General features: G+C 62.0%; 22 protein-coding genes. 15 read left to right on the forward strand and 7 right to left on the reverse strand.

Going from position 1 to position 23,918, the window contains the following annotated elements:
* The first annotated feature begins 155 nt into the window (after positions 1-155).
* From PQR67_RS15655 to PQR67_RS15685, 7 genes are all read left to right on the forward strand, one after another.
* Positions 156-1,232, forward strand: coding sequence for a nucleoside hydrolase (locus tag PQR67_RS15655; protein WP_408460657.1), 1,077 nt, complete (start codon positions 156-158; stop codon positions 1,230-1,232).
* A gap of 535 nt (positions 1,233-1,767) precedes the next feature.
* On the forward strand, positions 1,768-1,971 hold the full coding sequence (locus PQR67_RS15660) for a hypothetical protein (protein WP_408460659.1): 204 nt from the start codon (positions 1,768-1,770) through the stop codon (positions 1,969-1,971).
* Positions 1,972-2,228: 257 nt separating this feature from the next.
* Positions 2,229-2,702: a VOC family protein gene (locus PQR67_RS15665; RefSeq protein WP_408460661.1), complete on the forward strand. Its 474-nt coding sequence runs from the start codon at positions 2,229-2,231 to the stop codon at positions 2,700-2,702.
* Between the two features lie 337 nt (positions 2,703-3,039).
* Positions 3,040-4,284: a Crp/Fnr family transcriptional regulator gene (locus PQR67_RS15670; protein ID WP_408460663.1), complete on the forward strand. Its 1,245-nt coding sequence runs from the start codon at positions 3,040-3,042 to the stop codon at positions 4,282-4,284.
* Positions 4,285-4,355: 71 nt separating this feature from the next.
* A complete protein-coding gene (locus PQR67_RS15675) occupies positions 4,356-5,129 on the forward strand; it encodes a flagellar motor protein (protein WP_408460665.1) in 774 nt (257 codons plus the stop codon).
* Between the two features lie 72 nt (positions 5,130-5,201).
* Entirely contained in the window at positions 5,202-5,933 is a 732-nt protein-coding gene (locus tag PQR67_RS15680; RefSeq protein ID WP_408460830.1) for an OmpA family protein, read from the forward strand.
* A 223-nt stretch (positions 5,934-6,156) separates the two neighbouring features.
* Positions 6,157-7,113 carry a sterol desaturase family protein gene (locus tag PQR67_RS15685; RefSeq protein ID WP_408460668.1) on the forward strand — a complete coding sequence of 319 codons (957 nt, stop codon included), beginning with the start codon at positions 6,157-6,159 and terminating at the stop codon, positions 7,111-7,113.
* On the opposite strand, the gene PQR67_RS15690 is transcribed toward PQR67_RS15685, so the two are convergent.
* The 6 genes from PQR67_RS15690 to PQR67_RS15715 all read right to left on the reverse strand — a co-directional run bounded on the left by PQR67_RS15690 (position 7,036) and on the right by PQR67_RS15715 (position 14,230).
* Positions 7,036-8,214: an MFS transporter gene (locus PQR67_RS15690; RefSeq protein WP_408460670.1), complete on the reverse strand. Its 1,179-nt coding sequence runs from the start codon at positions 8,212-8,214 to the stop codon at positions 7,036-7,038. The two genes, PQR67_RS15685 and PQR67_RS15690, sit on opposite strands and share 78 nt — an antisense overlap.
* Positions 8,211-9,005, reverse strand: a complete 795-nt coding sequence (locus tag PQR67_RS15695) for a DeoR/GlpR family DNA-binding transcription regulator (protein ID WP_408460673.1) — start codon at positions 9,003-9,005, stop codon at positions 8,211-8,213. The genes PQR67_RS15690 and PQR67_RS15695 overlap by 4 nt, the downstream gene beginning before the upstream one ends.
* A 175-nt stretch (positions 9,006-9,180) precedes the next feature.
* Positions 9,181-9,642, reverse strand: coding sequence for a copper chaperone PCu(A)C (locus PQR67_RS15700; RefSeq protein ID WP_408460675.1), 462 nt, complete (start codon positions 9,640-9,642; stop codon positions 9,181-9,183).
* Between the two features lie 75 nt (positions 9,643-9,717).
* Positions 9,718-11,247: a PepSY-associated TM helix domain-containing protein gene (locus PQR67_RS15705; RefSeq protein WP_408460677.1), complete on the reverse strand. Its 1,530-nt coding sequence runs from the start codon at positions 11,245-11,247 to the stop codon at positions 9,718-9,720.
* A gap of 119 nt (positions 11,248-11,366) precedes the next feature.
* Entirely contained in the window at positions 11,367-13,745 is a 2,379-nt protein-coding gene (locus tag PQR67_RS15710) for a TonB-dependent receptor (RefSeq protein ID WP_408460679.1), read from the reverse strand.
* 83 nt (positions 13,746-13,828) lie between these two features.
* Positions 13,829-14,230 (reverse strand): DUF2946 domain-containing protein, encoded by a 402-nt coding sequence (locus tag PQR67_RS15715; RefSeq protein WP_408460682.1) that lies wholly within the window; start codon positions 14,228-14,230, stop codon positions 13,829-13,831.
* Between the two features lie 309 nt (positions 14,231-14,539).
* Between PQR67_RS15715 and PQR67_RS15720 the strand changes: the two genes are divergently transcribed.
* On the forward strand, positions 14,540-16,732 hold the full coding sequence (locus tag PQR67_RS15720; RefSeq protein WP_408460684.1) for a tetratricopeptide repeat protein: 2,193 nt from the start codon (positions 14,540-14,542) through the stop codon (positions 16,730-16,732).
* On the opposite strand, the gene PQR67_RS15725 is transcribed toward PQR67_RS15720, so the two are convergent.
* Complete coding sequence (locus PQR67_RS15725; RefSeq protein WP_408460686.1) at positions 16,725-17,681, reverse strand: LysR family transcriptional regulator; 957 nt, start codon at positions 17,679-17,681, stop codon at positions 16,725-16,727. The two genes, PQR67_RS15720 and PQR67_RS15725, sit on opposite strands and share 8 nt — an antisense overlap.
* A 104-nt stretch (positions 17,682-17,785) precedes the next feature.
* Here PQR67_RS15725 and PQR67_RS15730 point away from each other — a divergent pair, with 104 nt between their 5' ends.
* The 7 genes from PQR67_RS15730 (at position 17,786) to phbB (ending at position 23,901) form a co-directional block, all read left to right on the forward strand.
* Complete coding sequence (locus PQR67_RS15730) at positions 17,786-18,901, forward strand: aryl-sulfate sulfotransferase (protein ID WP_408460689.1); 1,116 nt, start codon at positions 17,786-17,788, stop codon at positions 18,899-18,901.
* Positions 18,902-18,930: 29 nt separating this feature from the next.
* A complete protein-coding gene (locus tag PQR67_RS15735) occupies positions 18,931-20,259 on the forward strand; it encodes a uracil-xanthine permease family protein (protein WP_408460691.1) in 1,329 nt (442 codons plus the stop codon).
* A 90-nt stretch (positions 20,260-20,349) separates the two neighbouring features.
* Entirely contained in the window at positions 20,350-21,456 is a 1,107-nt protein-coding gene (locus PQR67_RS15740; RefSeq protein WP_408460693.1) for a porin, read from the forward strand.
* Between the two features lie 423 nt (positions 21,457-21,879).
* On the forward strand, positions 21,880-22,023 hold the full coding sequence (locus PQR67_RS15745) for a hypothetical protein (protein WP_408460696.1): 144 nt from the start codon (positions 21,880-21,882) through the stop codon (positions 22,021-22,023).
* Between the two features lie 108 nt (positions 22,024-22,131).
* Positions 22,132-22,329: a hypothetical protein gene (locus tag PQR67_RS15750; protein WP_408460699.1), complete on the forward strand. Its 198-nt coding sequence runs from the start codon at positions 22,132-22,134 to the stop codon at positions 22,327-22,329.
* Positions 22,330-22,433: 104 nt separating this feature from the next.
* Positions 22,434-23,003 carry a phasin family protein gene (locus PQR67_RS15755; protein WP_408460702.1) on the forward strand — a complete coding sequence of 190 codons (570 nt, stop codon included), beginning with the start codon at positions 22,434-22,436 and terminating at the stop codon, positions 23,001-23,003.
* Positions 23,004-23,157: 154 nt separating this feature from the next.
* Entirely contained in the window at positions 23,158-23,901 is a 744-nt protein-coding gene (gene phbB / locus PQR67_RS15760; protein ID WP_408460705.1) for an acetoacetyl-CoA reductase, read from the forward strand.
* Positions 23,902-23,918 lie beyond the last annotated feature (17 nt).

A 23,918-nucleotide genomic window follows, 5' to 3' on the forward strand; every position in this document is an offset into this window, starting at 1 on the left:
ATGCCTGTTGTGACAGGAAGTAGTTCGACCGGCAACTCTGGGTAGTTTGACGTTGAATGACCGACACCATCTCCGGATGGTGTTTCTTTGGTTTAATCGCGATCTCTACTGGAATAAATGGGCGAAACATGAAATCACAATATATAGGCATCCTTATGACCGTGCTGGTCCTTGCCGGATGTGGCGGCAACGTGACGGCCACCGATCCGCTCGCCAACGCGCCGAAGGTCATCATCGATTCGGATTTCAACACGATGGGCGACGACGGCCAGTTGTTCGCCATGACCACGCAGTTGATGGGGCAGGGCAAGGTCAACCTGCTCGGGCTGACGGTCGTGACCGGCAACGACTGGCTGCTTCAGGAAGAAGCGGATGCACTGAAGGCCGTGGAGCGCATGGGCGTGCAGAACGTGGTGGGGGTCTACGGCGGAGCGGACCATCCATTGCAATACGATGTAGCGAGCATTCGTGCGCAGCAGGCCGCCAACCCGCAAGGCTATTTCGGCGCGTGGAGCCGGCCGGAACCGACCCAGCAGTCGCAGCTTGTTGCGCCGCCTGATGGCTTTGCAGTGTCGACGAAGCTGCAGGCGCAAAGCGCCGCGGATTTCATGATCCAGACCATCAAGCGCTATCCGAATCAGGTCACCATTCTCGAGGTGGGGCCGCCCACCAATCTCGCCATGGCCATCATGAAGGCGCCGGAGATCGTGCCGCTGATCAAACAGATCGTCTACATGGGCGGAGCGATGGGGGTGCCGGGCAATGCGAACGCCGTGGGTGAACTGAACTGGTGGTTTGATCCGCTTGCCGTACGCACGGTGCTTCAAACGACGATTCCGCAGGCCGTCATTCCGCTCGACGTCACGGATACGGTGCCGCTCACGCAGAGCATTTTCGATCAGATCGTCAACAACCCGAACAAGCAGACGGCGGTCACCCGGGCGTACGGAATCGTCAATGCGGGTTCGTTCGGCGATAACACTCATCTGTTCGACACGCTGACGATCGCCTATTTCATGGATCCGACGTATGCCACGCAAACGAAAAGCGCCTACCTGGACATCGACACCACGAGCGGCGAGGATCAGGGGCACGTGATGGTCTACCCTGGCCAACCCGCGCCGGGCGCCTCACCGAACAAGATCACCTATGTCACGCAGTTCGACAACAACCGGTTCTTCAGCCTCTACGTCGACCTGCTGACGCGCCCCGTGCCGATCACGTTGCCTTGAGGCGCCATGCCGCACGCATGGCTCACAAAGGCCGCGGTCTCGCTCAGACCCGGCCCGGATCGAGCAGGTTCGAACTGAAATCGCAGCACTGCGCGGCGAGCCGCGCGATGTCGGTATTGAGTGAATGTGGCTGCTCCGCCCGATGCATCGCGACGTATGAGACAGGCGGTAGCGCCGGCGCGTCTGAATCATGCCGAGCGCGCCGCGTATGACCGTGTGGTTCAGGCACGCTTTGGGCAGATAGCTGACGCCGAGCCATAAAACTATAAAACTGAATGACGGCGTGGCCGGCCGCACACCCGACCCGCCGGTTTCGCGATCCGCACCTGGACCCCAATTACGCGGCGCGCGAACAATGTTGCGCCGCTTTACTCACCCACCTCGCGCAGCACTTCTACCGCAGGGCGTGGCAACGGATTGCCGCCGACGCTTACGACGCTGCAGGTAATCCACCGAAACACAACCGTAGCCGAACTGTAGTGTCACGTGTCCAGGATATCCCCATCGCTCATGTATCGATCAATGGAGGTGCCCGATGCTTAGCCATCACGAACTCGCGACACTCATGCTGCTTGGCGACACGGACGAGCGCCTGGAAACTTTCGATCCGGACGTGCTGGCTTTGCGCCGTTACGCGCTCGTTGAAATACGGCAGCGTGGTCCGCAAGGATCGACGCTGCAACACACCCGTCAGGGCCGTGAATTGCTGGAACGATTGCGCATGGGCGCGGGGGGCTGAGCGAAGACGGAGCATCGCCCGCGAATGCCGGCGAACACCGGCGCCGCAGAATGTGCAAGTACCTTCGGCGGGGCAGCTCGACGAGAACCGATAGCAGGTAGCATGGACCGCGGGTCGACCGGGGTCATATGGCATCGGGCGGGGACAAAGCGAAACCTTTTTTCTCGCGGTGTCGATTTTGATCATCTTCCTTCGTCGTCTCAGTGGTGGCACGCGGTTTGCCTCCGTATTTCGCCCATACTGCCAGGAGATTTGCCATGACGATTCAAAAGATCACCCCTTTTCTTTGGTACTCCACGCAAGCTGAGGAGGCCGCAGCTTTCTATGCGAGTATTTTTCCGGACTCACGCGTCACCCGGGTCACGGCCGTGCCGAGTGCGGGCTCCACGAAGGTCGTCGAGTTTGTTCTCTTCGGCCAACCCTTCATCGCGATGAGCGCCTCGGGACCTGACACGTTCAACCACGCGATCTCCCTGATGGTGAGCTGTGACGATCAGGCGGAACTTGATCGCTACTGGAACGCGCTTCTCGAAGGTGGCGGTTCGCCCGAAGCATGTGGCTGGCTGAAAGACCGCTTCGGCGTCTCATGGCAGATCACGCCAACCGATCAGATCCGGATGATGGCTGACCCCGATCCAGAAAAGGCCCGGCGCGTGGCCGAGGCCATGATGAAAATGGTGAAGCTCGACGTCGCCGCGCTGAACGCCGCCTATGCGGGCACGGGGAATTAACCGACGGCCCAGGCAGTGTTCACTTTCCGTGTCACCCGGCAGCCTGAAGTGCGAGAGCTGCCGGCTGCGTTGCAAGCAGGCTTTAGCCCGGTGAAGTGGAGTCCGGTTTTGCAGCGGCGGCGTGGAACATCGCGAGCATAGTGAAGGCAGGGCGTAATCACGGCGGTTGGTTCGCCAAACGTTTGCGCCGTTGTGGCTATTGGTCTGACGATTTGTCAGGTTAAAGATTTGCGTTTTGCATGTCGTTATCCAGTCAAATAAGTCAGGACCATCGTACATACCCGCGCCGCATGAAGACGCGGGATGCACATGGCAATAGCTCTTCGGGGGAACGAACTTGAATCACCAACGATCGCCATGGTCGCGCGCAGCGGCTCCAGGTGAAGTCATCTATGCCGAAGGCTTCGCAGGCGACGCCGTCATCTACGTGATCGCAGACGGCAAAGTCGAAATCTCCACGCAATGCGACGAAAAGAAGGTTGTTCTGGCCACGCTAGGCAAGGGCGAATTTTTTGGCGAAGCATCCTTGTTGCCTGCCGAACCACGCGCGCACACCGCGAGAGCCATCAGCTTCTGTCAATTGACCGTGATCGCGGCCGGCGTCGTGGAAGAAGAACTCGAACGCGTATCGCCGCTCTTGCGCCATATCGTGCGCACCATGATTCGACGCGTGAAGAAAAAGGACGATGTCCTCGCCACTAATACGCATGCCGATTTTCTGCCAGGTGTGCTCTCGTACGCGCATGTGCTGTCGCTAATGGCGGGAATCGATAACACGGAGCGGGCGGACGGCCGCACGCGCCGCGCTCAAGGGGAAGAGTGCTCGGTGCCACTGCCTGAAGTCATCAAGAAGTGCCATGCGATTGCCGGTCATTCCCGTCCGCACGTGATGGCGATGCTCAAGCGCATGGAGAAGCTCAACCTCGTGACGCTCGAACCGGGCCGCTCCGATCGCCTGAGCACGCTGTCGGCCCGCTATTCGGCGCAAGACGGCGCAGCGGGGCGTCAACTCGTGACCTTCGATCCGGTGCGCATCACGGAACGGGCTCAGCAGGTGGCGGACCACGATCTCGATGTGTCGATCAACAGCGAACTGGAACTGATCGAGCTGGCCGATCTGGAAGCCCTGATCGGCGTCGAGAAGACTCTGATCCTCAACAAGCTCTCGCACGCCGAAATTGCCGAAGACGTCTTCGCGTTTCGCAAGACCCGGGTATTGAACTACGTCGAGGAAAAGGGCATCACGTATTTTTCCAGGCGCAGTCCGCGTGGCACGAGCGAGCTCAAGTCACTGACCGATCTGGAGTTTGTCGACCAGCGAACCCTGTTCGAAGCCGTGAGCGCTTTCGACACCTATGACCTCGCGAAATTGCTCGCCGCGGTGACCGGTGAGCCGATCTCCGATCGCCTGTTCTCGGTGATGACCGAGGCGCGCAAGAAGGAGGTGTCGTGGGTCATGCGCCGTGAGATCAAGATCGACCCGCTGGAGATCGCCGAGATCGAGGAGCGATTCATCGAGACCGTACGCACGATCAAATCGTCGGCCGCTACGGCGGTGCCGCTTTCCAATGTGGATGCTTGACTCCCGTTGCCCGGACAGCGGACCGTGTTCAGGTCCGATCCGCTGACTGGGGCAGCCGTTCGAGAGGAAGTATGGATCTTTTGACGCTATTTGGCGCCCTGTTTGGCGTGACGGCCATCGTGGCCGGATTTTCGCTCGAGGGTGGGCACTTCACCTCGCTGTTTCAGTTGGAGGCGTTTGTCATCGTATTGGGCGGCACGTTCGGTGCCGTGATGATCCAGAACACGTGGGCCAGATTCCATGACGGCATCAAGCAACTGCGGCTCGCCTTTGTGAAGGCAAGGCAGGTCGATCGGGAAAGTTTGTCGGTCCTGTTGGAGTGGGGCGATCAGGCGAAGCTGAACGGCATGCTCGTGTTCGAGTCGATCGAGGTGATCGAGGCGGGCGGCATCAACCCATTTGCCAAACGCGGGCTGGAGTTGCTGGCCAACGGGGTGTCGACTGCCGTGCTCGAAGACGCCTTGCAACGAGAACTGGATGCCTATGAGCGCAATCACATGGCGGCCGCAAGGATATGGCAGCAGGCGGGTGGCTATGCGCCGACGTTCGGCATTCTGGGGGCGGTGCTCGGCCTGATTCAGGTCACCGGCCATATGCTCGAACCGGCGCAACTCGGGCAAGGGATTGCCGTCGCATTTGTGGCCACGCTGTACGGTCTCGCATTGGCGAATCTGGTGTTTCTGCCGCTGTACGGAAAGATACGGGCGCAGGTGGACAGCGAATTGCGCTTCAGGCGGTTGTACCTCGATGGCTTGCTCGCGATTTCGCGCAAGGAGTCGCCCCATACGATCGAAACACGGCTGGCGGGCGACATTCGGGAAAGGTCGGCGGAGTTGCTGGGCTGATCGGCCTCCACCGGCGAGCGGCAGCGCGCCAGGCGCTCATTCAAACGCAATTCGGAAACAGACGTGTCGAGCATAAGCACCTCTTCGGGCAACAAGCGCCTTGCGGCGGACAAAACCGGCTATCGGCGCGGCCATTACGACGGCGACTACGACGCTGACGGCGAAGGTGACGCGCAGTCCGGGCGCTGGCTGATTTCCTATGCGGATCTCGTCACCACGCTGATGGTGTTGTTCCTTGCGCTCTATGCGTTGCAGTTGGCAAAAAGCCGCGAGCTCGAGATCAGGATGCTGGAGCATCGCGAGGTGAAAACGGAACAAACGGCTGCCGGCAGCGCCTATGTTCCCGTCGTCGCGCCAGGTGCGCGCGATGCGGCAAGGCAGCAACTGCTTGCCTCGCTGGCGCCGCTCCAGGACAACCGGCAAATTAAGATTTCGAATGCCTCACAGGGCGTGGAAATCGCCATCAACGCCAAAGTGCTTTTCAACTCGGGGGACGCGCATCTCCTGCCGCAATCTTTCGGCGTGCTGGAGCAGATTGCCGGGGCGTTGCGCGAACGCTCGAAAAACAACATCCTCGTCGAGGGCCACACCGACAGTGTGCCGATCTCGACCGCGAAGTATGAATCCAACTGGGAGTTGTCGTCGGCACGGGCCGGCGCCGTGGTTCGATTTTTTGCGGACAGGGGAATCGAACCGCACAGAATGGCCGCTATCGGCAGGGCGGATAATTTTCCGCTGATCATCGGCGACGACGTGGCCGCGCGGGCTGCGAATCGCCGCGTCACCATCCTTGTGGAGTATTGAGTCACAAGCGCCGTGAGCGCGTGTGCAGCGAAGCCGCCACGTTGCTTGATGCGGATTCATACCGGGAATCTGCCCACCAAACGACACTTGCGCGCTGCGGACCAGGCTGCCAAGATCGCGTTAAACTCGCTCTTTCTTCTGATGTTTTGCGTTGTCCTGACGCCTTGCGCCGCGGTGGTTGCCGCCTTCGGCGATCCGTGCAACGGACCAACTGTTCCCGATCATGGCAGCCAGATCGGGTGGCCGGGCGATCGAGCGCACCGCACCGTATTTTCCGGGGAGTTACATGTTTGCGTCGAGCCCGTTTGCCGGATTGCTGGGCCATGCGAGCCACTGGCTGCAAGGTTACGCGCTCGTTCTGTCGATGATGACCGTGGGCACGGTGCTGGAACGGCGCTGGCCGGCCGAATTGCTGCAATCGCGCGCAGGCAAGCGCTTTAACGTTGTCTACGCGGCGCTGTATCTGGTACTCGGGGAAGCGATGCGGCCGGTGATGGCGATGGCCAGCGTCGCGATCGTCAATGCGCTCGGCGGCGGCTGGGTCGTGCTGGCCTCGCGCGGGTGGGGTGCGCTGGCTTCCATCGTGCTCGTGCTATTGACGGTCGATCTGCTGGAGTACGCGTTTCACCGCTTGCAGCATGCGTGGCCCGTACTGTGGAAACTGCATTCGCTGCACCATAGCGCCGCCGAGTTCAATATCACCGTGACCTTCCGGCATCACTGGTTCGAACTGCTCATCAAGGGCTGCCTGCTTTATCCGGTGGTGGGCGTGCTATTCAAGGTCGAGCCGTGGATTGTCGGCGTGACCTCGCTCATTTTCATGTTCGGCAATTACTTCGCGCATATGAACCTGCGCATCGACCTGGGCCGCTTCACGACCTGGGTCAACAATCCGCAATATCACCGCCTGCATCACTCGAACCGTGCCGAGCATTTCGACCACAACTTCACGCAACTGCTGCCGCTGTGGGATCACCTGTTCGGCACGTTATGGGTGCCGGCTAAGCACGAATGGCCGGCCACCGGCCTGGACGACGGCGCACAGCCGCGTTCGCTGTTCGGCGCGCTGAGCTGGCCGCTGCGTGCGCATGCCGTGCCTGTTCTAGGCCAGCCTCGCGCTGCGCACCGCTTTGCCGCCCAGCAGGCAGACGATCAGCGTGGCCAGGACGAGCACGCATAGCGCAAGGCGCAAGCCGAACAGGCCCGCACCGAGTCCGATCAACGGCGGCCCGATCAGGAAGCCGGCATAGCCCGCCGTGGCCGCCATCGACACACCGATAGCCGGCGTAACGGTGGAGCGGCCCGCCGCACTGAAAATAACCGGGACGATATTCGCGAGACCGACGCCCACCATGGCGAAGCCCACGCATGCCGTGAGCACGCTCGGCAGGCTCAACACCAGCGTGAACCCGGCTACCGCCAGAAGACCGCCGAGGCCGATCACCTTGCTCGAACCGAAGCGGCGCACGGAGACGTCGCCAACGAAGCGGCAGGCGGCCATCGAGAAAGCGAACGCGGAATAGCCGACCGCGGCGACGCTGGCCTCGCCGTTCAAGGCCGAGCGCAGGTACACTGCGCTCCAGTCGGCCACCGCGCCTTCCACCAGCATGCAAAGGAACGCGAGCAGCGCAAGTTTCATGACGCCGCCCGTGGGCCATGCAAAGCCACTCGAGGACGCGGCCGCCCGGGGGCCGAGATCGCGCAACGCAAGCAGCGCGGTAGCCAGAATGAGGACGGCGATGAACAGGTCCGGCAGCATAAGACCGCCGATCACGCCGACACCGCTTTTCTGCAGCATGGCGCCAGTTGCCGCGCCGAGCAGGCCACCCGCACTCCACGACGCGTGAAACGACGACATGATCGGCGACTTCCATTGCGTTTCGATCGTGCTGGCGTGGCCGTTCATCGATACGTCGAGCGCGCCGTTCGCTGCGCCGAGCGCGAGCAGTACGATAAACAGCGTCGCCAGGTTCGGCGCGAAAGCGGGAAGCGGCAGCACCACGACAAATGCCGCGCCGAGCAGCGCGGTGGCCCGGCCGCTGCCGAAGCGCGGCGCCAATTGTCCGGCCAGCGGCATCGCCACGATGGCCCCCAGCGCAAAGGCAAACAACGCGATGCCCAGCGAGGTGTCGCTGAGCGACAGGCTTTCCTTGATGCGCGGCACTTCGACCGCCCAGGCGCCGATCCCGAACCCATTGGCGAGAAACACGCCGAGCGTGGCCACACGCTCCTTGAGCGGCCTCGTGTCCGGCTGAATGAACGGTTTGTCGAGTGTGTTCATGAGCGCGCCACCATGACGTTGTCGCAGACCGTTTCGAGCAGGGCGCGCCGCTCGGCTGTCACATCCGCTTCGACGAACAGATAGTCCACGGCGCGCGCCGGCGCCACGAAAAACGGTGCGGCGGTGATCAGCTTTTCCGATGTCAGGGCAATCGCGATCTGGCTGCTGGCGTTGACCATTGCCCGTTTGAGTTCGGCCTCTTCGGCCTCGCACGCGGCGACCCCTTCGTCCGGATCGAACGCGCATGTGCCGAGGAAGCACAGGTCGGGTTTGATCTGCTGGATCTGCAGCAAGGCGGTGGCGCCGGTCGAGCCGGCCGCGTGCGGAGCGATGCGCCCACCGATGAGAATGATGTCGAATCCGGGCCGGTTCAGCAGGCGCGCGCACGCCTCGGGCGAGTTCGTCACGACGGTCAGATCCGCGTTGTCCGGCAAGGCCGCGGCAATCGCGACGTTGGTCGAGCCGGTGTCCAGCAAAATGATCTGCTTCGGCCGGACGATCGACGCAGCGGTGACGGCGAGACAGGCTTTTCGGTCCACCGCTTCGTGCATGCGGACCGCCGCGCTTTTGGCGGCAGGCGAGAGCAGCAGGGCGCCGCCATAGACGCGTTTGCAATGGCCCTGATCGGCCAGTTCGCGCAAGTGACGGCGCACCGTGTGTTCGGATGTCTGGAGTTCAGCCGCGAGCTCGGAAGCCAGCACGCGGCCCTGCGCCCGCAGCCGTTCCAGAATCAGCTGTTCCCGTTCCTCGGGCAGAAGCCCGTTCACTGCGTCTTGTCGCGTTCGTTGCATGACGGCACCTTGCTCGATTGCAAAACGATCATAATCGAGCAAAATATATCGTAAACGAGCGGAATGCGCAATGACGGCGGCAACGGCGGCAACGGCGGCACCTGCACGAGCCGCACTAGCTGCAACCGGCGCCATCGAACAGCCTCGCAGCCGTCCGAGCCGCCCCGGGCGGCTATCAGTGCGCCATCGTGCCGGGGCTCCTCACCGTGCATGCCGCGGTGACTTTCTCGCCGTCGCTGAACGAGAACGTCAGCGGGATCGTCGTGCCGATCTTGAGCGGCTGTTTCGGGTGCTCCAGCATCACGTGATAGTTGCCCGGTGCAAAGACGAGTGAGCCGCGCGCGGGGACCGCGACCTGATCGACCATCGCCATCGACGACGTGCTGCCTTGACTTTGCGTCTGATGCAGCATGGCCATGCCGAAAGCGTCGGCGCTGACGCCGACGAGATTGACCGGTTGGTCGCTCGCGTTGCCGGCCTTGAAATAGCCGCCCGACGGCAGATCGCCCGGTAGCGCGCGGATCCAGCAGTCCGATATGCTCGCCGCTGTTGGGGCGTTTGCCGCGGCGCCCGCGAAGGCCTGAATGGATGACCCGCACAGCAAGCCGGCGAGTAGGAGTTGGCGTGATGTCTTCATGATGTGCTCCGTGGTTTTGACTGCGGGAATGAAGCGTTAAGTGGTGTACCTGAGTGGTGTACGTAAGCGACGTACCTAAGCCGTTTGCCGCGTGGCGCGGCCAAAAATCGTGCGGTCGGCGAGCCACACCGCGAGCAACGTGACGCCCATCAACGGGAAGACGATGCCGAGCAGAACGAGGCCGGTTTTCCAGCCGCGCATCGGCGGCGCGGCACGCTCGCGCGAGGGTGCGCCGAGCGAACGCTGCGGGCGCCGTTTCCACCACATCACGCAGCCGGTCACGGCCATCCCCGCCAGCCCAAGCGAAATTGCGGCGCAGAGAATCTGATTGGCCATGCCGAAATAGCGGCCCATGTGCAATGAGGTGCCGTACGACACCGCCTTCGACACCGCGCCGTAATCGCCGTAACGGATGTCTTTCAGCACCGCGCCGCTGTATTGGTCGATGTACAGCGTGCGCTCGTCTTTCGGATCGGCGGGAAAGTACGAGACGGTGTAGACGCCCGTGGCGGAGGCGGGCAGCACGATGTCGTAGCCGCTCGGGACGCCGAGCGATGCGGCGAGTGCAACGATGCGTCCGAGAGGCAGTGCCCGCGCTGCGTGCGGATCGGCGGATTGCGGTACCGGGGTGTTGCCGACGGCCCATGGCGCAAGCGGCAACGGCAGATCGTCCATGACCATGCCGGGCATCGAATCCATGTTCGCCTCATGGGCGCTGTGCTCGCCGTGTTCATGGGTCGATGCGGGAGCAGGGTGGGTTGCATGCGCGGATTGCGTTCCGGCGCGCGTATCCGCCGCGCCCGCCTGGTCACCGGCGGGCATGCCCGGCAGCGCGGAGCGCAATGACAAGCCACCCCACGCTCCCGGCGGCGCGCCAAGATTGGCGGCGCTGGCGAGCGCCTTGAACTGCTTACCCCATGAACCCGTCCAGGGCAGACCGCTCAGCACGAATACGAGTGCACCGAGCGCAAGCCAGATCCCCATCACGGCGTGCAGGTTCTTCCACAGTGCGCGACCTTTCAGCGAGAAACGTGGCAGCAACGCTGCGCGCGCGGTGGTTTTCTCGCGCGGCCACCAGAGTGCGATGCCGGTGCCGATCATCACCAGCGTCCAGCACGCGGCCAACTCCATCAGCAATTCTCCAGGTTTGCCGAGCAGGAGCTTGCGGTGAAGCATGCGGTCCACCTGCATGAAGCGATGCTCGACACTCAGTGTGCCCAGTACTTCGCCGCTGTACGGGTTCAGATAGACACTCTGCTTTTCGCCGTCGGCCAGACGGAAGATGAATTCGGTGCTGCGCTCAGGGGCATTCGCGATGGGGGCCGTCACCGCGCGGGCATTGGCCGGCATCGCCGCGCGCGCCCTGGCAAGCAGGACCTCTTCCGTGAGCCTCGGCGTGGCTTGCGGTTCGACGATCAGGCGGTGCGGGTAAAGCAGCGGCTCGATTTGTGGCTGAAAGCAATACAGCGTGCCGGTGATTGCAAGTACCACCAGAAACGGCATCACAAAGAGGCCCGCGTAAAAGTGCCAGCGCCAGAGCGTCCGGTAGCCGGCGTTCGCAGCGCCGGTCGACGAAGTGGTGCGTTGAGCAAGGGTGGTGGACATTATTCAATCCTCCTGAAAAATATTGAGGCGATCGGTTTGCGCAGCGATACGTGCGCCGGTTTGTAACTCGCTGGTGGATCGTCCAGGGCGAGTGCAAATAGCGCAGGCATATCGCGTCTTCACATGCGCAGCTTCCCTTCGACGTAGAACGTGCGGCCCGGATAGGGGTGATAAACGAAGTAGCGCGCGTCGAACAGGTTGTCGACGCCGATACCGATTTCGCTCAGTCTGGTCGGCTTGAACGTGAACTTCGCGTCCGCCACCGTGTACGAACTGGTGCCGCCGAATACATTGGGATTCGTGTCGGTATTGGTGAGCGTGTTGTATTCGCGGCCGGAGTAGCGTGCGGCGAGCGTGAGCGCCGCGCGTTCGTTAAAGTGATACGTCGCGGCGAGATTGGCGCGCCACAGCGGAATTCGATAGAAGTACTTGCCGACGCTAGCCGGGTTCTGCGCGTTCGCAATGATCTTCGACTGCGTGTACGCCACGCTCGCCAGCAGATCGAGACCGCGTATGAATACGTCCTGTCCCGCGTAGCTTGTTTCGACGCCACGCGAGCGCACCTTGCCGATGTTCTGGAAGTTCGTCACGTTGGGAATCACGGTCGTATCGGTCTGGCTGAAGATCGTGTTCTTCACGTCGTCCTGAAACAGCGAGAAGCGGAACACGCCGTTCCAGTGCGCCCATTCGGCGCTCAGCTCTTTCGAGAGATCGTCTTCGGGCTTCAGGTTCGGATTGTTGTTGATGATCGACGAGCCGTTGATTTGCCCCTGGAACATCTCGCCCACCGTCGGAAACCGATAGGCGCGGCCGATCGAAGCGCGCAAGGTCAGATCGTCGGTGACGTCGAACGACAATGAGGCTTTCGGCGAGAAGTGGTGCTGGCTCGCGTCGCTGTATCGAATGGCTGTGCCAGGCAGCGCTTGCGAACCGCCGTAGGCTTGCCAGTCTTCGTAACGCACGCCGTAGACCAGTTTCCAGCGTGGCAGGAAGCGCCACGCATCCTGCGCGTACAGGGCCTGAGTCTGTGTCTTGCCGGCGAACGCATTGGCAAACGACGTGGCCGCGCCGTCGCGCCAGTTCAGCGTGTTGTAGCTTTCGTTGTCGAGGAAGTAGTTGTCGTAGTGATAGCCGAAGCTCAACGCGTGGTTCGTCCACCCCGCTTGCGGCGTGACGGGGGTGTAAGTGGTGCGCAGGTCGAGTGTTTTCCAGCCGGTGCCGTCGCCGAAGGTCACGGTGCCCGGGCCGTTGCCCGGCGCACCTGAATTCGCGGTGCGCGCCACGCTATTGCCGACGTCGTAGTACGAAGCGATCGCTTCGCCGTTCCAGCCGGTGGCGTTGCGCGTCTTCAGCGTGACTCCGTATAGCCAGTTCTCGCTGTGGCCGAGGCTCGGGGCGAAGGCGGCCGCCGGAATCGTGTATTCGTAGCCGCCCATCGCGACCTTGCCGCTGTAGACGGGATTGCCGTTCGCGTCGCGCAGGAAGCTCGATGTCGCGCTGTTGTAGGTCTGATGCCAGTAGCCGAGCGTGAAGGCGGCTTGCAGTGTCGGCGTGAAGTCGTACTGCATCTTCAGCTTGAACTGATCCTGCACCGTATGCTCGATCCCTTCGCCGTTCACGCCGAGTACCGCGGTCGGCGTATTGGTCTGGTTGTTGTAGAAGGTCGCGCCGGTCACCGGCGTGTCGCCGGCTTTTGCGGGCGTGCTGGACTTGGCGAGCGTGGCGAATTGCAACGGCTGGCTGGTGTTCTCCAGGTGGTTCACGCCCAGAAAATATGAGAACTTGCCGATCCGGTCGCCGATCGAGGCGCTCGCTTCGCTGCCGTTGAAATTCTGATTGATGCCGAACAGGCTGAAATGCTGGGTGAAGGCTTTGACATCCGCGTCGGCCTCGAACTGTTTCGGCATGCGGGTGCTGATGAGTACTGTGGCGCCCAGCGAATTGCCCGGATAGAGCGCGGAAAACGGCCCGTAGAGCACGTCGACCTGCTGGATCTCGTCAGGAAACACCATCGACCAACGCGGCGGAAACGAATAACTGTTGCCGAGCAGATTGCTGAGCAGCAGACCGTCCGCGTAGACGAGACCGCGTGCGCTCTGCGTATTGCTGGTGCCGCGTACGGCGATGATCGAATTCAGGTCGCCGATAAAGCGCTTGCGCACGGCGAGGTTCGGCATGTACTTCAACACATCTTCGGTGTTGACGACGTTCCAGTTGTCGAACTGTTCGCGCGTCACGGTTTCGACCGAGGCCGGCACGTTGGGGTCGACGGCACGCGGCGTGGCGACCGCCTTGGCGGTGACACTGACGGCGGGCAGCGTGGCGTCGGCGGGCGCGCTCTGCGCGTGTGCCGGGGCGGCGATGAGTACGGGTGCGAACGCCGGAATCAAGACTGGAAAATACGACAGCGGCCGATAGACGGAAGGAATGCGACGGGCACAAAAGGACGGAATGCGACGGGCGCAAAAGGGCAGCCTTCGCAGAGCGAAGTTGAACATGAACGTTTCCTTGATGCATTGAACAGACGATCGCGCGCGCCCTCAAGGGGCGCTGCGAAATGCGCGATCAGGAACAACAGCGATCAGGAAACGGCGGGCGGGCCGCGTGGGCGTCCGGACGGGAACGCGCCGAGCGGCGTGAAGCGGGTGGAGAGGGCGGGTGGCGCGGTGCCGGCCAGCGCGAGCGCGGCAGGCGGTTCGACGGCCGCGACGCTCGGCATGGCGACGTGGTGTTCGAGCAGGTGGCAGTAGCCGCATGCGCCGAAGGCGTCGTCGTGACTGAGGTGAACCGGCGCCGGGCTGGTCTGCGTGGACGGGCTCGCCACGCTCTGGTTGTGCGGTTGGAGCGCCGAACAGAGTGCGGCGAAAGGTTCGTTCGCGCGGTTCGATACCAGCACCTGACTCACGACCGGCGCGAACACGACGAGCCACATGGCGATGAGGCCAAGCCATGCGGTCATGCGGTTGCGGGAGTGTGGAGTCATGATGGTCGGCGTAAAGACGCGGGCGATTCTAGCATTGCCGCGCAATCTTTTCTCGTGTGATTGCGCTTATTGCATGGGATATAGCGTGGGATTAGAAGCCCGAAACCCGCTCATTTCCGGGCGTTGCCGTCCGGCCGCTTGCCTTAAGCTGTGTGCTGCAGGTTGCGCTTTCCCGCGCCGGCGTCTCGGCCAGCCCGCGCCGATGCGCGGATACGCACAACGCCGCAGCGGGTACGAATAGGGCGTAAACAAAGCTCGAAACGCACGATTGCCCCGGCCTGAACGCAGCCGATCCCACCACGACGACTCATGGCATCTACGCAGACACTCAGGCAGACACTCACGCAGACGCGCGCATCTTCGATAGCCGACATCAATCAGCAGGCGGCGTCGCTCTGCTCGGCCGGGCAATTCGCCGCGGCTTTAGCGCTGGTGACGCCGCTCCTCGAACCGCATGCCGATGTAACGGAAGAGGAAGATGCGCGGGCCGACGCGTTGAATATCGCCGGGGCCTGCTCGTATGGGTTGGACAATCTGCCGGACGCGGAAGACTATTGGCGCCAATGTTTGCGCGCGAAGCCCGGCTATGCCGAGGTGTACAGTAGTCTCGGCATGCTGCTCAAATCGCTCGGGCGGTTGTCGGCGGCCAAGGCGGTCTATCGGCAACTGGTCGCACTTCGGCCCGGCCAGGCCGACGCGCACCACAATCTCGGCACCGTGCTCTACGCGATGGGCTACAAGAACGAGGCGGAGGCGTCGTATCGTCAGGCGGTCGCGATCCACCCCGGCTATGCCCAGGCGCATTACAACCACGCCATCGTATTGCACGAACTGCGCCGCCTGCATGAAGCCGAGGCGGCCTACCGTCAGGCGCTAGTCGGGCTGCCGGCGCACGCCGAGGCGTACAACAACCTGGGCAACGTGCTGATGGACCTCAGGCGTGTCGACGACGCGGACACCGCGTACCGGCAGGCGCTGACCATCAAGCCCCAGTATCCGGAGGCGCTCAATAACCTCGGCGGTGCGCTGAAGGCGGCGTTGCGCCTGCCGGAGGCCGAACTGGCTTGCCGGCTCGCGCTGGCTATTCGCCCGGATTACCCGGAGGCGTACCTCAACCTCGGTGCGGTGCTGGCGGACCTCAAGCGTCTGCCCGAGGCTGAAGCGGCATACCGGCAGGCCATCGCGCATCGTCCGGACTATGCGCAGGCGTACTACAACCTCGGCCTCGCGCTGTCGAGCCTGGAGCGCCTGCCTGAAGCCGAAGCGGCTTACCGGGAGGCGGTTCGCTGTGGGCCCTACATCGTCCATGCGCATAACAACCTGGGCTGCGTGTTGCGTTTGCTCGGCCGTTTGCCCGAAGCCATCGAGGCTTTCACACAAGCGCTCGCGCTGCGTCCCGATCTGGCTGAGGCGCACTACAACGTCGGGGCCGTGCTGGCGCAACTCAAGCGCTTGCCTGAGGCCGAAGCCGCTTATCTTCGGGCGCTGGCTTTACGCCCCGATTACGGCGACGCCAGATTCGGTCTGGCCGTGCTGGTGCTCGGCATGGGCCGCTTCGACGAGGGCTGGCGGTTGTATGAGTGCCGCTACGATCAGCCGGGTTTCGTGCATTACAAGACGCGTTCCATGTTGAACTGCCCGCAGTGGCAAGGCGACACGCTTTCCGGCAAGTCCTTGCTGGTCTGGCAGGAAGACGGGCTCGGCGACATGGTCCAGTTCTGCCGCTATTTCGCGTTGCTCAAGGCGCAAGGGGCCGCGCATATCGCGTTTGCGTGTGTGCCTGCTTTGCATCGGTTGATGGCTTCGGTGGAGGGCATCGATGCCGTGCTCGACCACGACACGGCACTCGCCCGCGTGGCCGCATCCGGCTACGACTGCTGGACGAGTCTGTTGAGCGCGCCGCTGCACTTGCGTACGACTGTCGATACGATTCCGCGCGGAGTTCGCCTCGCGGCCGAAGCGTCGCTCGTCGACAAGTGGCGGCCGATGCTCGAAACCATGCCGCCCGGCCGCAAAATCGGGCTGGTCTGGAAGGGCAATGCGAAACATCACAACGACGCGAACCGCTCGATCCCCACGCTGGCCACGCTGGCGCCGCTCTGGAGCGTGCCCGGCCTGAGCTTTGTGAGTCTGCAGAAGGGCCAGGGCGAAGATGAGGCGCACAACCCGCCTGCCGGTCAGCCGCTGCTCGAACTTGGTTCGGCGGTGAGCGATTTCGCGGACACCGCCGCGATCGTCGCGCAACTCGATCTGGTGATTTGCGTGGACACATCCACGGCGCATCTGGCCGCGTCGCTCGGCAAACCGTGCTGGGTGATGCTGCCGGAAAAAGACATCGACTGGCGCTGGATGCATGAACGCAGCGATTCGCCCTGGTATCCGCACACGCTGCGGCTGTTTCGCCGGGCCGTGGGTGAGGGCTGGCCGGTGACGGTCGAGCGCGTGAGGCAGGCGTGTGTGGAGCAATTCTGCGTTGCCGATACTTCCGGAGTCCTCACTTGACCCGTGGCGAACGCTTGCGCCCCGTTTGCGCCGATGCATGAACCTGACTCTCGGTCGTCTCGATCGCCTGGCCGAGGAACTGCAGGAACATGCTCATCGCGACGGTCGTGGTCAGGTCCGAGCGTTGATATAGGCAACTGAACGACTTCGCGCCGGCATCGGCGAGCGCGGTCCACGCGAGCTTGCGCTGCGCTACATCTTCCGCCACGTTCTCACCAATCAGGAAGCCGATGCCTACACTGTCCGCGATCAGCCGGCGCACCATCGAGACCGAGCTCGTTTCCACCAGCGGCCGTGCCTTGCGCTGCTCCCGGTGGTCGATCTGATCCACCATGGCCCGCAATTCCGTGTCCGGTGTCATGAGAATGAGCGGGTAGTCGAGACAGTCGCGTAACCGGGGCCGCTTGCCGAGCTTCGTCAGCGGATGCCCCGGCGGCGTGACGAGCCCAAGGTGCTGCGAGAAAGCGCGCACCTCCACGACGCCAGGCGGTGGCTTGCGGCGCAGGCCATAGCCGATGTCGGCCTCGCCGGTCTCCACCCATTTGAGGATGCTCTCGCCGTTGCCGGAGCGCACGCTGTACGTCACGCCCGGATAGCTCTTCATGGCCGCCTGAATCGCTTCGGGCACCAGCCGCTCGGCCGTGGATGGCGACACCGCCAGGTTGATATGCCCACGCCGCAGCGAGCGCAGATCTTCCACCTGAGTCATTGCATTATCGAAATCGCGCTGACCGCGCCGCACCGCAGCAATGATGATCTCACCCGCCGTGGTGAGTTGCATGCCGCGCGGCAACCGGTCGAACAGCGGCGAGCCGACCTGCTCCTCCAGGTTGAGGATTTGCTGGTGCACGGCAGCAGCGGTCAGGTGTAGCGAGTCGGCCGCTTTGCGGATCGAACCCCGTCTGACCACTTCGTCGAAACAACGGAATGTCTGCGATATTGGACGCATAAATCAACCGTATAGTTTTTCCATACGGGCCGTAAAGAATAATCAGATTTTATTGACGCAACGGATAGCCTAGATTTCGCTTCATCATCTTAACGGAGCGAACCGTGACCACAACAGTCGATCAAATTACCCAGCGCCGCCGCGGCGTCGGCCTCATCGCTCACGACCCCAGGGTTTCATTCGGCGGGTATACGCTGATCGCCCCGCAAACGGCGGGTGGCCGCGTCTATCTCATCGATATCGACGGCACGGTCGTGCACGAGTGGAAGATGCCGGTGCGAGCCGGCCGCCACGCCGTGATTCTTCCCAACGGCAATCTCGGCTACAACGGCAACCATGCGAAATCGGAAAACCGTTACGCGCCGTGGTCGATGTGGCACGGCGGCGATTTCTCCGAAGTGACGCCTGAGGGCGAGGTGGTCTGGCATTACGAAGATCCGGCGCATCACCACGACGCTCAGTGGCTCGCCAACGGCAATCTGCTGTACGCCGCGTGCGCGCCCGTGCCGGCAGGGTTTGCCGAGCGCGTGCCTGGCGGCACCGCGCACGGCCCCGACGAAGTCATGTATGGCGACGTGATCCGCGAAGTGAATCGCGCGGGCGAACTGGTGTGGGAATGGAAGGCATGGGAGCACCTGAAGCCCGAGGACTTTCCGATCGCGTCCGGCTTCGGCCGTTATCACTGGCCGCTCGTGAACGGGCTCGGCGTGAATGCGAAGGGCGAGGTGCTGATGAGCCTGCGCACCACGTCGGGCATTATCGCCGTCGATCGCAAGGCCGGTGGCGTCACGATGCACATTCCGCCGAGAGTGGTGTCGCACCAGCATGCGCCCGTGGCGCTCGCCAACGGCAACATTCTCACCTTCGACAACGGCAATTTCCGCACCGGTGCGCACGTGGCTTTCTCACGCGTGCTCGAGATCGATCCGACGAATAACGAGGTCGTGTGGTCGTATGCCGACGACATGGTGAATGCGTTCTACAGCGCTTTCATGGGCAACGCGCAGCGGCTCGCGAACGGCAACACGCACATCACCGAGTCGGCGACGGGCCGCCTCTTCGAAGTGACGCCCGCGGGCGAGGTGGTGTGGGAATACGTGATTCCCTGGTTCGGCGAGTACCCGGACGAAGCGGCGCGCAAGACCGGCCCAGGGCAGTTGAACAGCGTGTTCCAGACCTTCCGCTACAGCCGCGAGCAGTTGCCGTGGCTGCGCGCCTGAACGCCGTATTTTCGATCCCCGGGGGTAACGTGAATCCTGACCCAGCCGCCCATAGCGTCGATACGCGCTTGCCCGCGTGGCAACTCGTGCTGTTCGGCCTGCAGCATGTCCTGTCGATGGCGGCTTCGCCCGTCACCGCGGTTTTTCTGGTGTCGCGGATGTTGTCGCTCTCCTCGGGCATGACCGTGCACCTGATTGGCGCGACCTTCTTTGCCTGCGGCGCCGGCACGCTGCTGCAATCGCTCGGGGCGGGGCCGGTCGGTTCACGGCTGCCCTTCGTGATGGTGCCGGGCGGCGCGCCCGCCATGCTGTTCGCCGTCATCGCCACGCAGACGGATCTGCGCACAGCAGCGGGGGCGGCGATTCTCACCAGCCTGTTCTACTGGCTCGTGCTGCCGGTATTCGCGCGCTGCCTGCGGTTTTTTCCGCGAGTTGTGGTGGGCACGATGCTGCTGCTCGTATCGGTGAGTCTCATCAAGATCTACGCCGGCATTATCGTCGGTCAGCCGGGAACGCCTGGCTTCGCGCGGCCGCAGTCGCTGGGTCTCGCGCTGCTCACGATCGTGGCTACGCTAGCTGTGGCGCGTCTGTTCAAGGGCACGGTGGGGCGGCTTGCCGTGCTGATCGGTCTCGCTATCGGCACATGCGCGGGCTGGGCAATCGGACTGATGCCCACTGGCGGCATGTGGGCCGGTCCGCTCTTCACGCTGCCGGCTTTGCTGCCTTTCGGCATGCCACGCTTCGACGTGCTCGCCGCGCTGCCGATGTTGATTTTCAGTGTCATTTCGATGGCCGAGGCGACCGGGCAGACAGTGGCCGTCGGCGAGATCACCGGCCGGAAAATCGACATGCGCCGCGACGTGCCGAGGACGATTCGCGGCGATGCCGTGGCGTCGCTGCTCGGCTCGCTGCTAGGCACCTCGCTCATCATTACGAGCGCTGAAAATATCGGTGTCGTGCAAACCACCGGCGTGCGCTCGCGCTACGTGACCGCCATGGCGGGTGCGATGCTGATGGTCATCGCGCTGTTGGCGCCGCTCGGACGCTTCGCCTACGCGATTCCCGCGCCAGTGGTGGGCGGCACGGCGCTGATCGTGTTCGCGATGATCGGTGTGATGGGCGTGAATCTGCTCGGTAAAGTCGACCTGCATGCACGCGGCAATCAGTACACGCTTGCCGCCGCTCTGGTTGTGGGCTTGTTGCCGATTCTGGTTCCCAACGTGTATGCATCGTTTCCCGGCTATTCGCAGATCGTACTGGGCAACGGCATGGCGGCAGGGACACTCACGGCAATCGTCGTGAATCTGGTTTTCGGTGCATGGCGCGTAAGGCCTGTGGAGAAGATCCAGGCGATCTGATTTCGGGTTTTAGCGCTCACTGTAGTTTTTAACGTTGGCTTTTAACGCAAGCCCTCGCAGTCCTCCCTCGAACGTTTCAATCCTCTCTCCATGAAAACCTATTTCGCTTTTCGCGCGACGGGCGGTGCGTGCATGGCCGCGCTCGTCGTTTCCACCGCGGCCAACGCCCAGAGCAGTGTCACGCTGTATGGAAGTCTCGACGCCGGTCTCGGCTATGTGAGCAACCTGCACGGCGCTCATGCCTATATTGCCGAGCAGGGCACTTTCCAGGCCGACCGCTTCGGCTTCCAGGGCGTCGAAGATATCGGCGCCGGCCGTTCGGTGGTATTCAGGCTCGAAAGCGGTTTTGTCACGACAACCGGTGCGTCTGCCAGCAGCAGTACTTTCTTCAATCGTCAGGCCTACGTAGGGATGTCCGATCCGTTGTTCGGCACCGTGACGCTCGGCCGCCAGACCGACTGGAATTTCGATTGGCTCGGCTCGGTGTCGACCGGTCAACTGCTCGGCGACTTCTCCGCGTTTCACCCCGGCAATCTCGATGGTCTTGGAAGCACCTTGCCGGTACAACTGTCGAGCACAGTGAAATGGAAAAGCGCAACTTACAGCGGACTGAGTTTCGGTGCGCTCTACGGATTTCCCGGCGCGTCGGCCAGCAACACCAATGGCAGAACCATCAGTTTCGGCGCTAACTATACGAATGGGCCGCTCAAGCTGGTGGCGGTGTATTCCGAGTACCGAGACCGTTTGCTGCCGCTCTCCAATGGACTGGGCCTGTCGTCGTTCGAGGGGCAGACACTCGCGCCCGGCGCTGCCTTCAACGCGAAGCAGGTGCGTGACATGGGGATTGGCGGATCGTACCGCTTTGAACGTGTGACGCTGCACGCGCTCGCCACGGATGTACGGATCCAGCCAGACGGTGGCAGCGAGCACTTTCGCACAATCGACGGCGGCGTCAACGTACGCTTGACGCCCGCGGAGGAAATCGCGGCGGGAGCGTGGAGCGCGACGCTTGCAGGGCATCGCTGGACGCAATTCACGGTGGCAAACGTGTATTCGCTGTCGAAAGCGACGCAAATCTACGCGGACCTGATGGTCGAGACCGCCGGTGGCGGGGCCGTGGCGAATACGCTTGGGATCGGCGCGGCGTCGGGCGGCAGGCAGACGGTGTTTCTAAGCGGGATCCATCACTTGTTCTGATTTGAGCGCCGCGCCGTTGCGCACGGCGAGGGGGTTATTCGACGGCGCAGTCGGCATTCCTTCGGCCATGTGGCAGGCACGCCCATGGGCGGATATCAGGCCAATCGACTGCGCCCGCTGCAACGAGGCCGGCGGCATGCCGGATTGCAGCGGGCAACCCGATAAACAGGCAAGCAGGTTTTGTTGCAGATCGAAATATAGTTTATTTCTAAAATGCGCGCGCGTTGTAATAAATCTTTCGCAATTTGTGCGTATGGGCGATGCCGGCGCTAAAGTGAAAATCGATAAATACAATATTCACGTATAAATAGAAGCCCAATGAAACCAAAGTGAATTGATATTGTTAATAAAGTCTCGGGGTGAACATGGTGGGCCGCTGAATTGGTCGGAAAGCCCGTCAGACAAGGGTTTTAAGGGTTTGAGATGGCGCCGGACAAGGCTTTGCAACGCATGGGTATTAAGCAGACAAAACATAATTCAGCAGACAAAACGGCGGCTTTGATAAAAAACATCCTGCATATTGCATTTGAAAATTTAACAGTTATGATGGCGTCTCCCATGGCGTGATTTCTCGAATGATCGCGTTAGGGAGGCGGCAGGAATATTTGCCGGGCATTCAGGCTGGAGGGGGTAATTAATGCTTCCCATGCAGATAGACTAAATCGAGGAGACAATATGTTGAGTCCCCATGAATTCGCTACCTTAATGCTCATCAAGAACGCGCCGGATCAGATCGAACTGGGCCGCGCCGAGCTCGACGCCCTGTTCGAGCGGCAACTCATATCACTGGAAAACCTCGCGTCAGGACACCCACGTCCCCGGATCACAAGCGAAGGCGATTCCATTCTCAAGGCGGTTGCCCGGATGCGCTAGGCATCCGCTGCACCCGCTTCGATTGATTCATCATCGCGATTGGCCACGATGCGTCTGTGCGCTCGGGGTCTCGCGCGCCCGATCGACTTATGAGGAATTCAACCATGACTCTACTGAGTCCCGAGCAGCTTACCGCCACGAAAGCCAACGCCGACACGTTCTTTGAGGTGGCCGGAAAGATTTTTGAAGGCGTCGAAAAACTGGCCGCTCTGAACCTGCAGGCCGCGAGAGCCACGCTGGCCGAAGTGCAGGAGAACATCACGAAGGTAGCCGGTACACCAGAGCCGCAGCAATGGTTCGCGCTGCAGCCAGGTTTCGCGGGACCCAGCGTGGAAAAATCGCTGTCATACGGGCGTCAGGTGTTTGACATTGCGTCGACCACTCAGGCTGAAGTCACGCAACTCGCCCAGATGTACTACGCGCGGTATAACGATCGCCTGCAGGCACTCGCCGAGGAAGTGGCGAAGCGTGCTCCTTCGGGGTCTGAAGCCGCAATGGCTGCATGGAGATCCGCGATGGCCACTACCACGACCCTGTACGAAACGTTGCAGAAAACGGGGCAACAGGCCGTGACGATTGCCGGGAGTAATCTTGATGCAATCGGCGCCACAGCATCAAAGACCGGGCGAAACAACGCCGAGCCGGTTCCGGCAACCACGAGCGCGAAGCAATAAACCTGACGCGGGCAGCAATGCCCGCGGTGAACGCTTATACGATATATAAAGGAATCCTGATTGTTGAAAAATCGGAATTCCAGTATCCGATGCATGGACTGAAAGTCGTGTTGCTCAAAATGAGCACGACGCCCGCTTTTAAGAGGACGATTCGATGGCAAAGCAGATCGCGGTGGTGACGGGTGGAACGGGTGGACTTGGCGAGGCGATCAGCGTCAGCTTGCATGACGCCGGGTATGCGGTCGTGGTGACCTGCTCGCCTGGCAATACCGGTGCGAACGAGTGGCTCGCCCGGATGGAAGCGCAGGGGCGGCAATTTCTTGCATACACAGTCGACGTCGCCGACTACGACTCGTGTGAAAAATGCGTGGCACAAATCCGCAGAGAGGTCGGACCGGTCGACATTCTGATCAACAACGCCGGCATTACGCGAGACGCCAGCTTCAAGAAGCTCGACAAGATCAATTGGGACGCGGTCATCCGGACCAACCTCGATTCGGTGTTCAACATGACGAAGCCAGTGTGCGACAGCATGGTCGAGCGTGGCTGGGGCCGCATCGTTAACGTGTCGTCGATCATCGGCTCCAAGGGGGGGGTCGGCCAGACCAACTATGCGGCGGCGAAGGCCGGTATGCATGGCTTCACGAAATCGCTGGCGCTTGAGGTGGCGAAGAAGGGCGTCACCGTCAACACGATCTCGCCCGGCTATATCGCGACGAAGATGGTCATGGCGGTGCCGGAGGAAATCCGCGAGACGAAGATCATTCCGCAGATTCCGGTTGGCCGGCTCGGACAACCCGACGAAGTGGCCGCGCTCGTGCTCTACCTGTGCTCGCGCGACGCGGGTTTCGTGACCGGCGCCAACATTGCAATCAATGGGGGCCAACACCTGCAGTGAAGCCCTGGTTCTGCCAT

The sequence above is a fragment of the Paraburkholderia fungorum genome (assembly GCF_046026025.1).
GTDB classification, from domain to species: domain Bacteria; phylum Pseudomonadota; class Gammaproteobacteria; order Burkholderiales; family Burkholderiaceae; genus Paraburkholderia; species Paraburkholderia fungorum_E.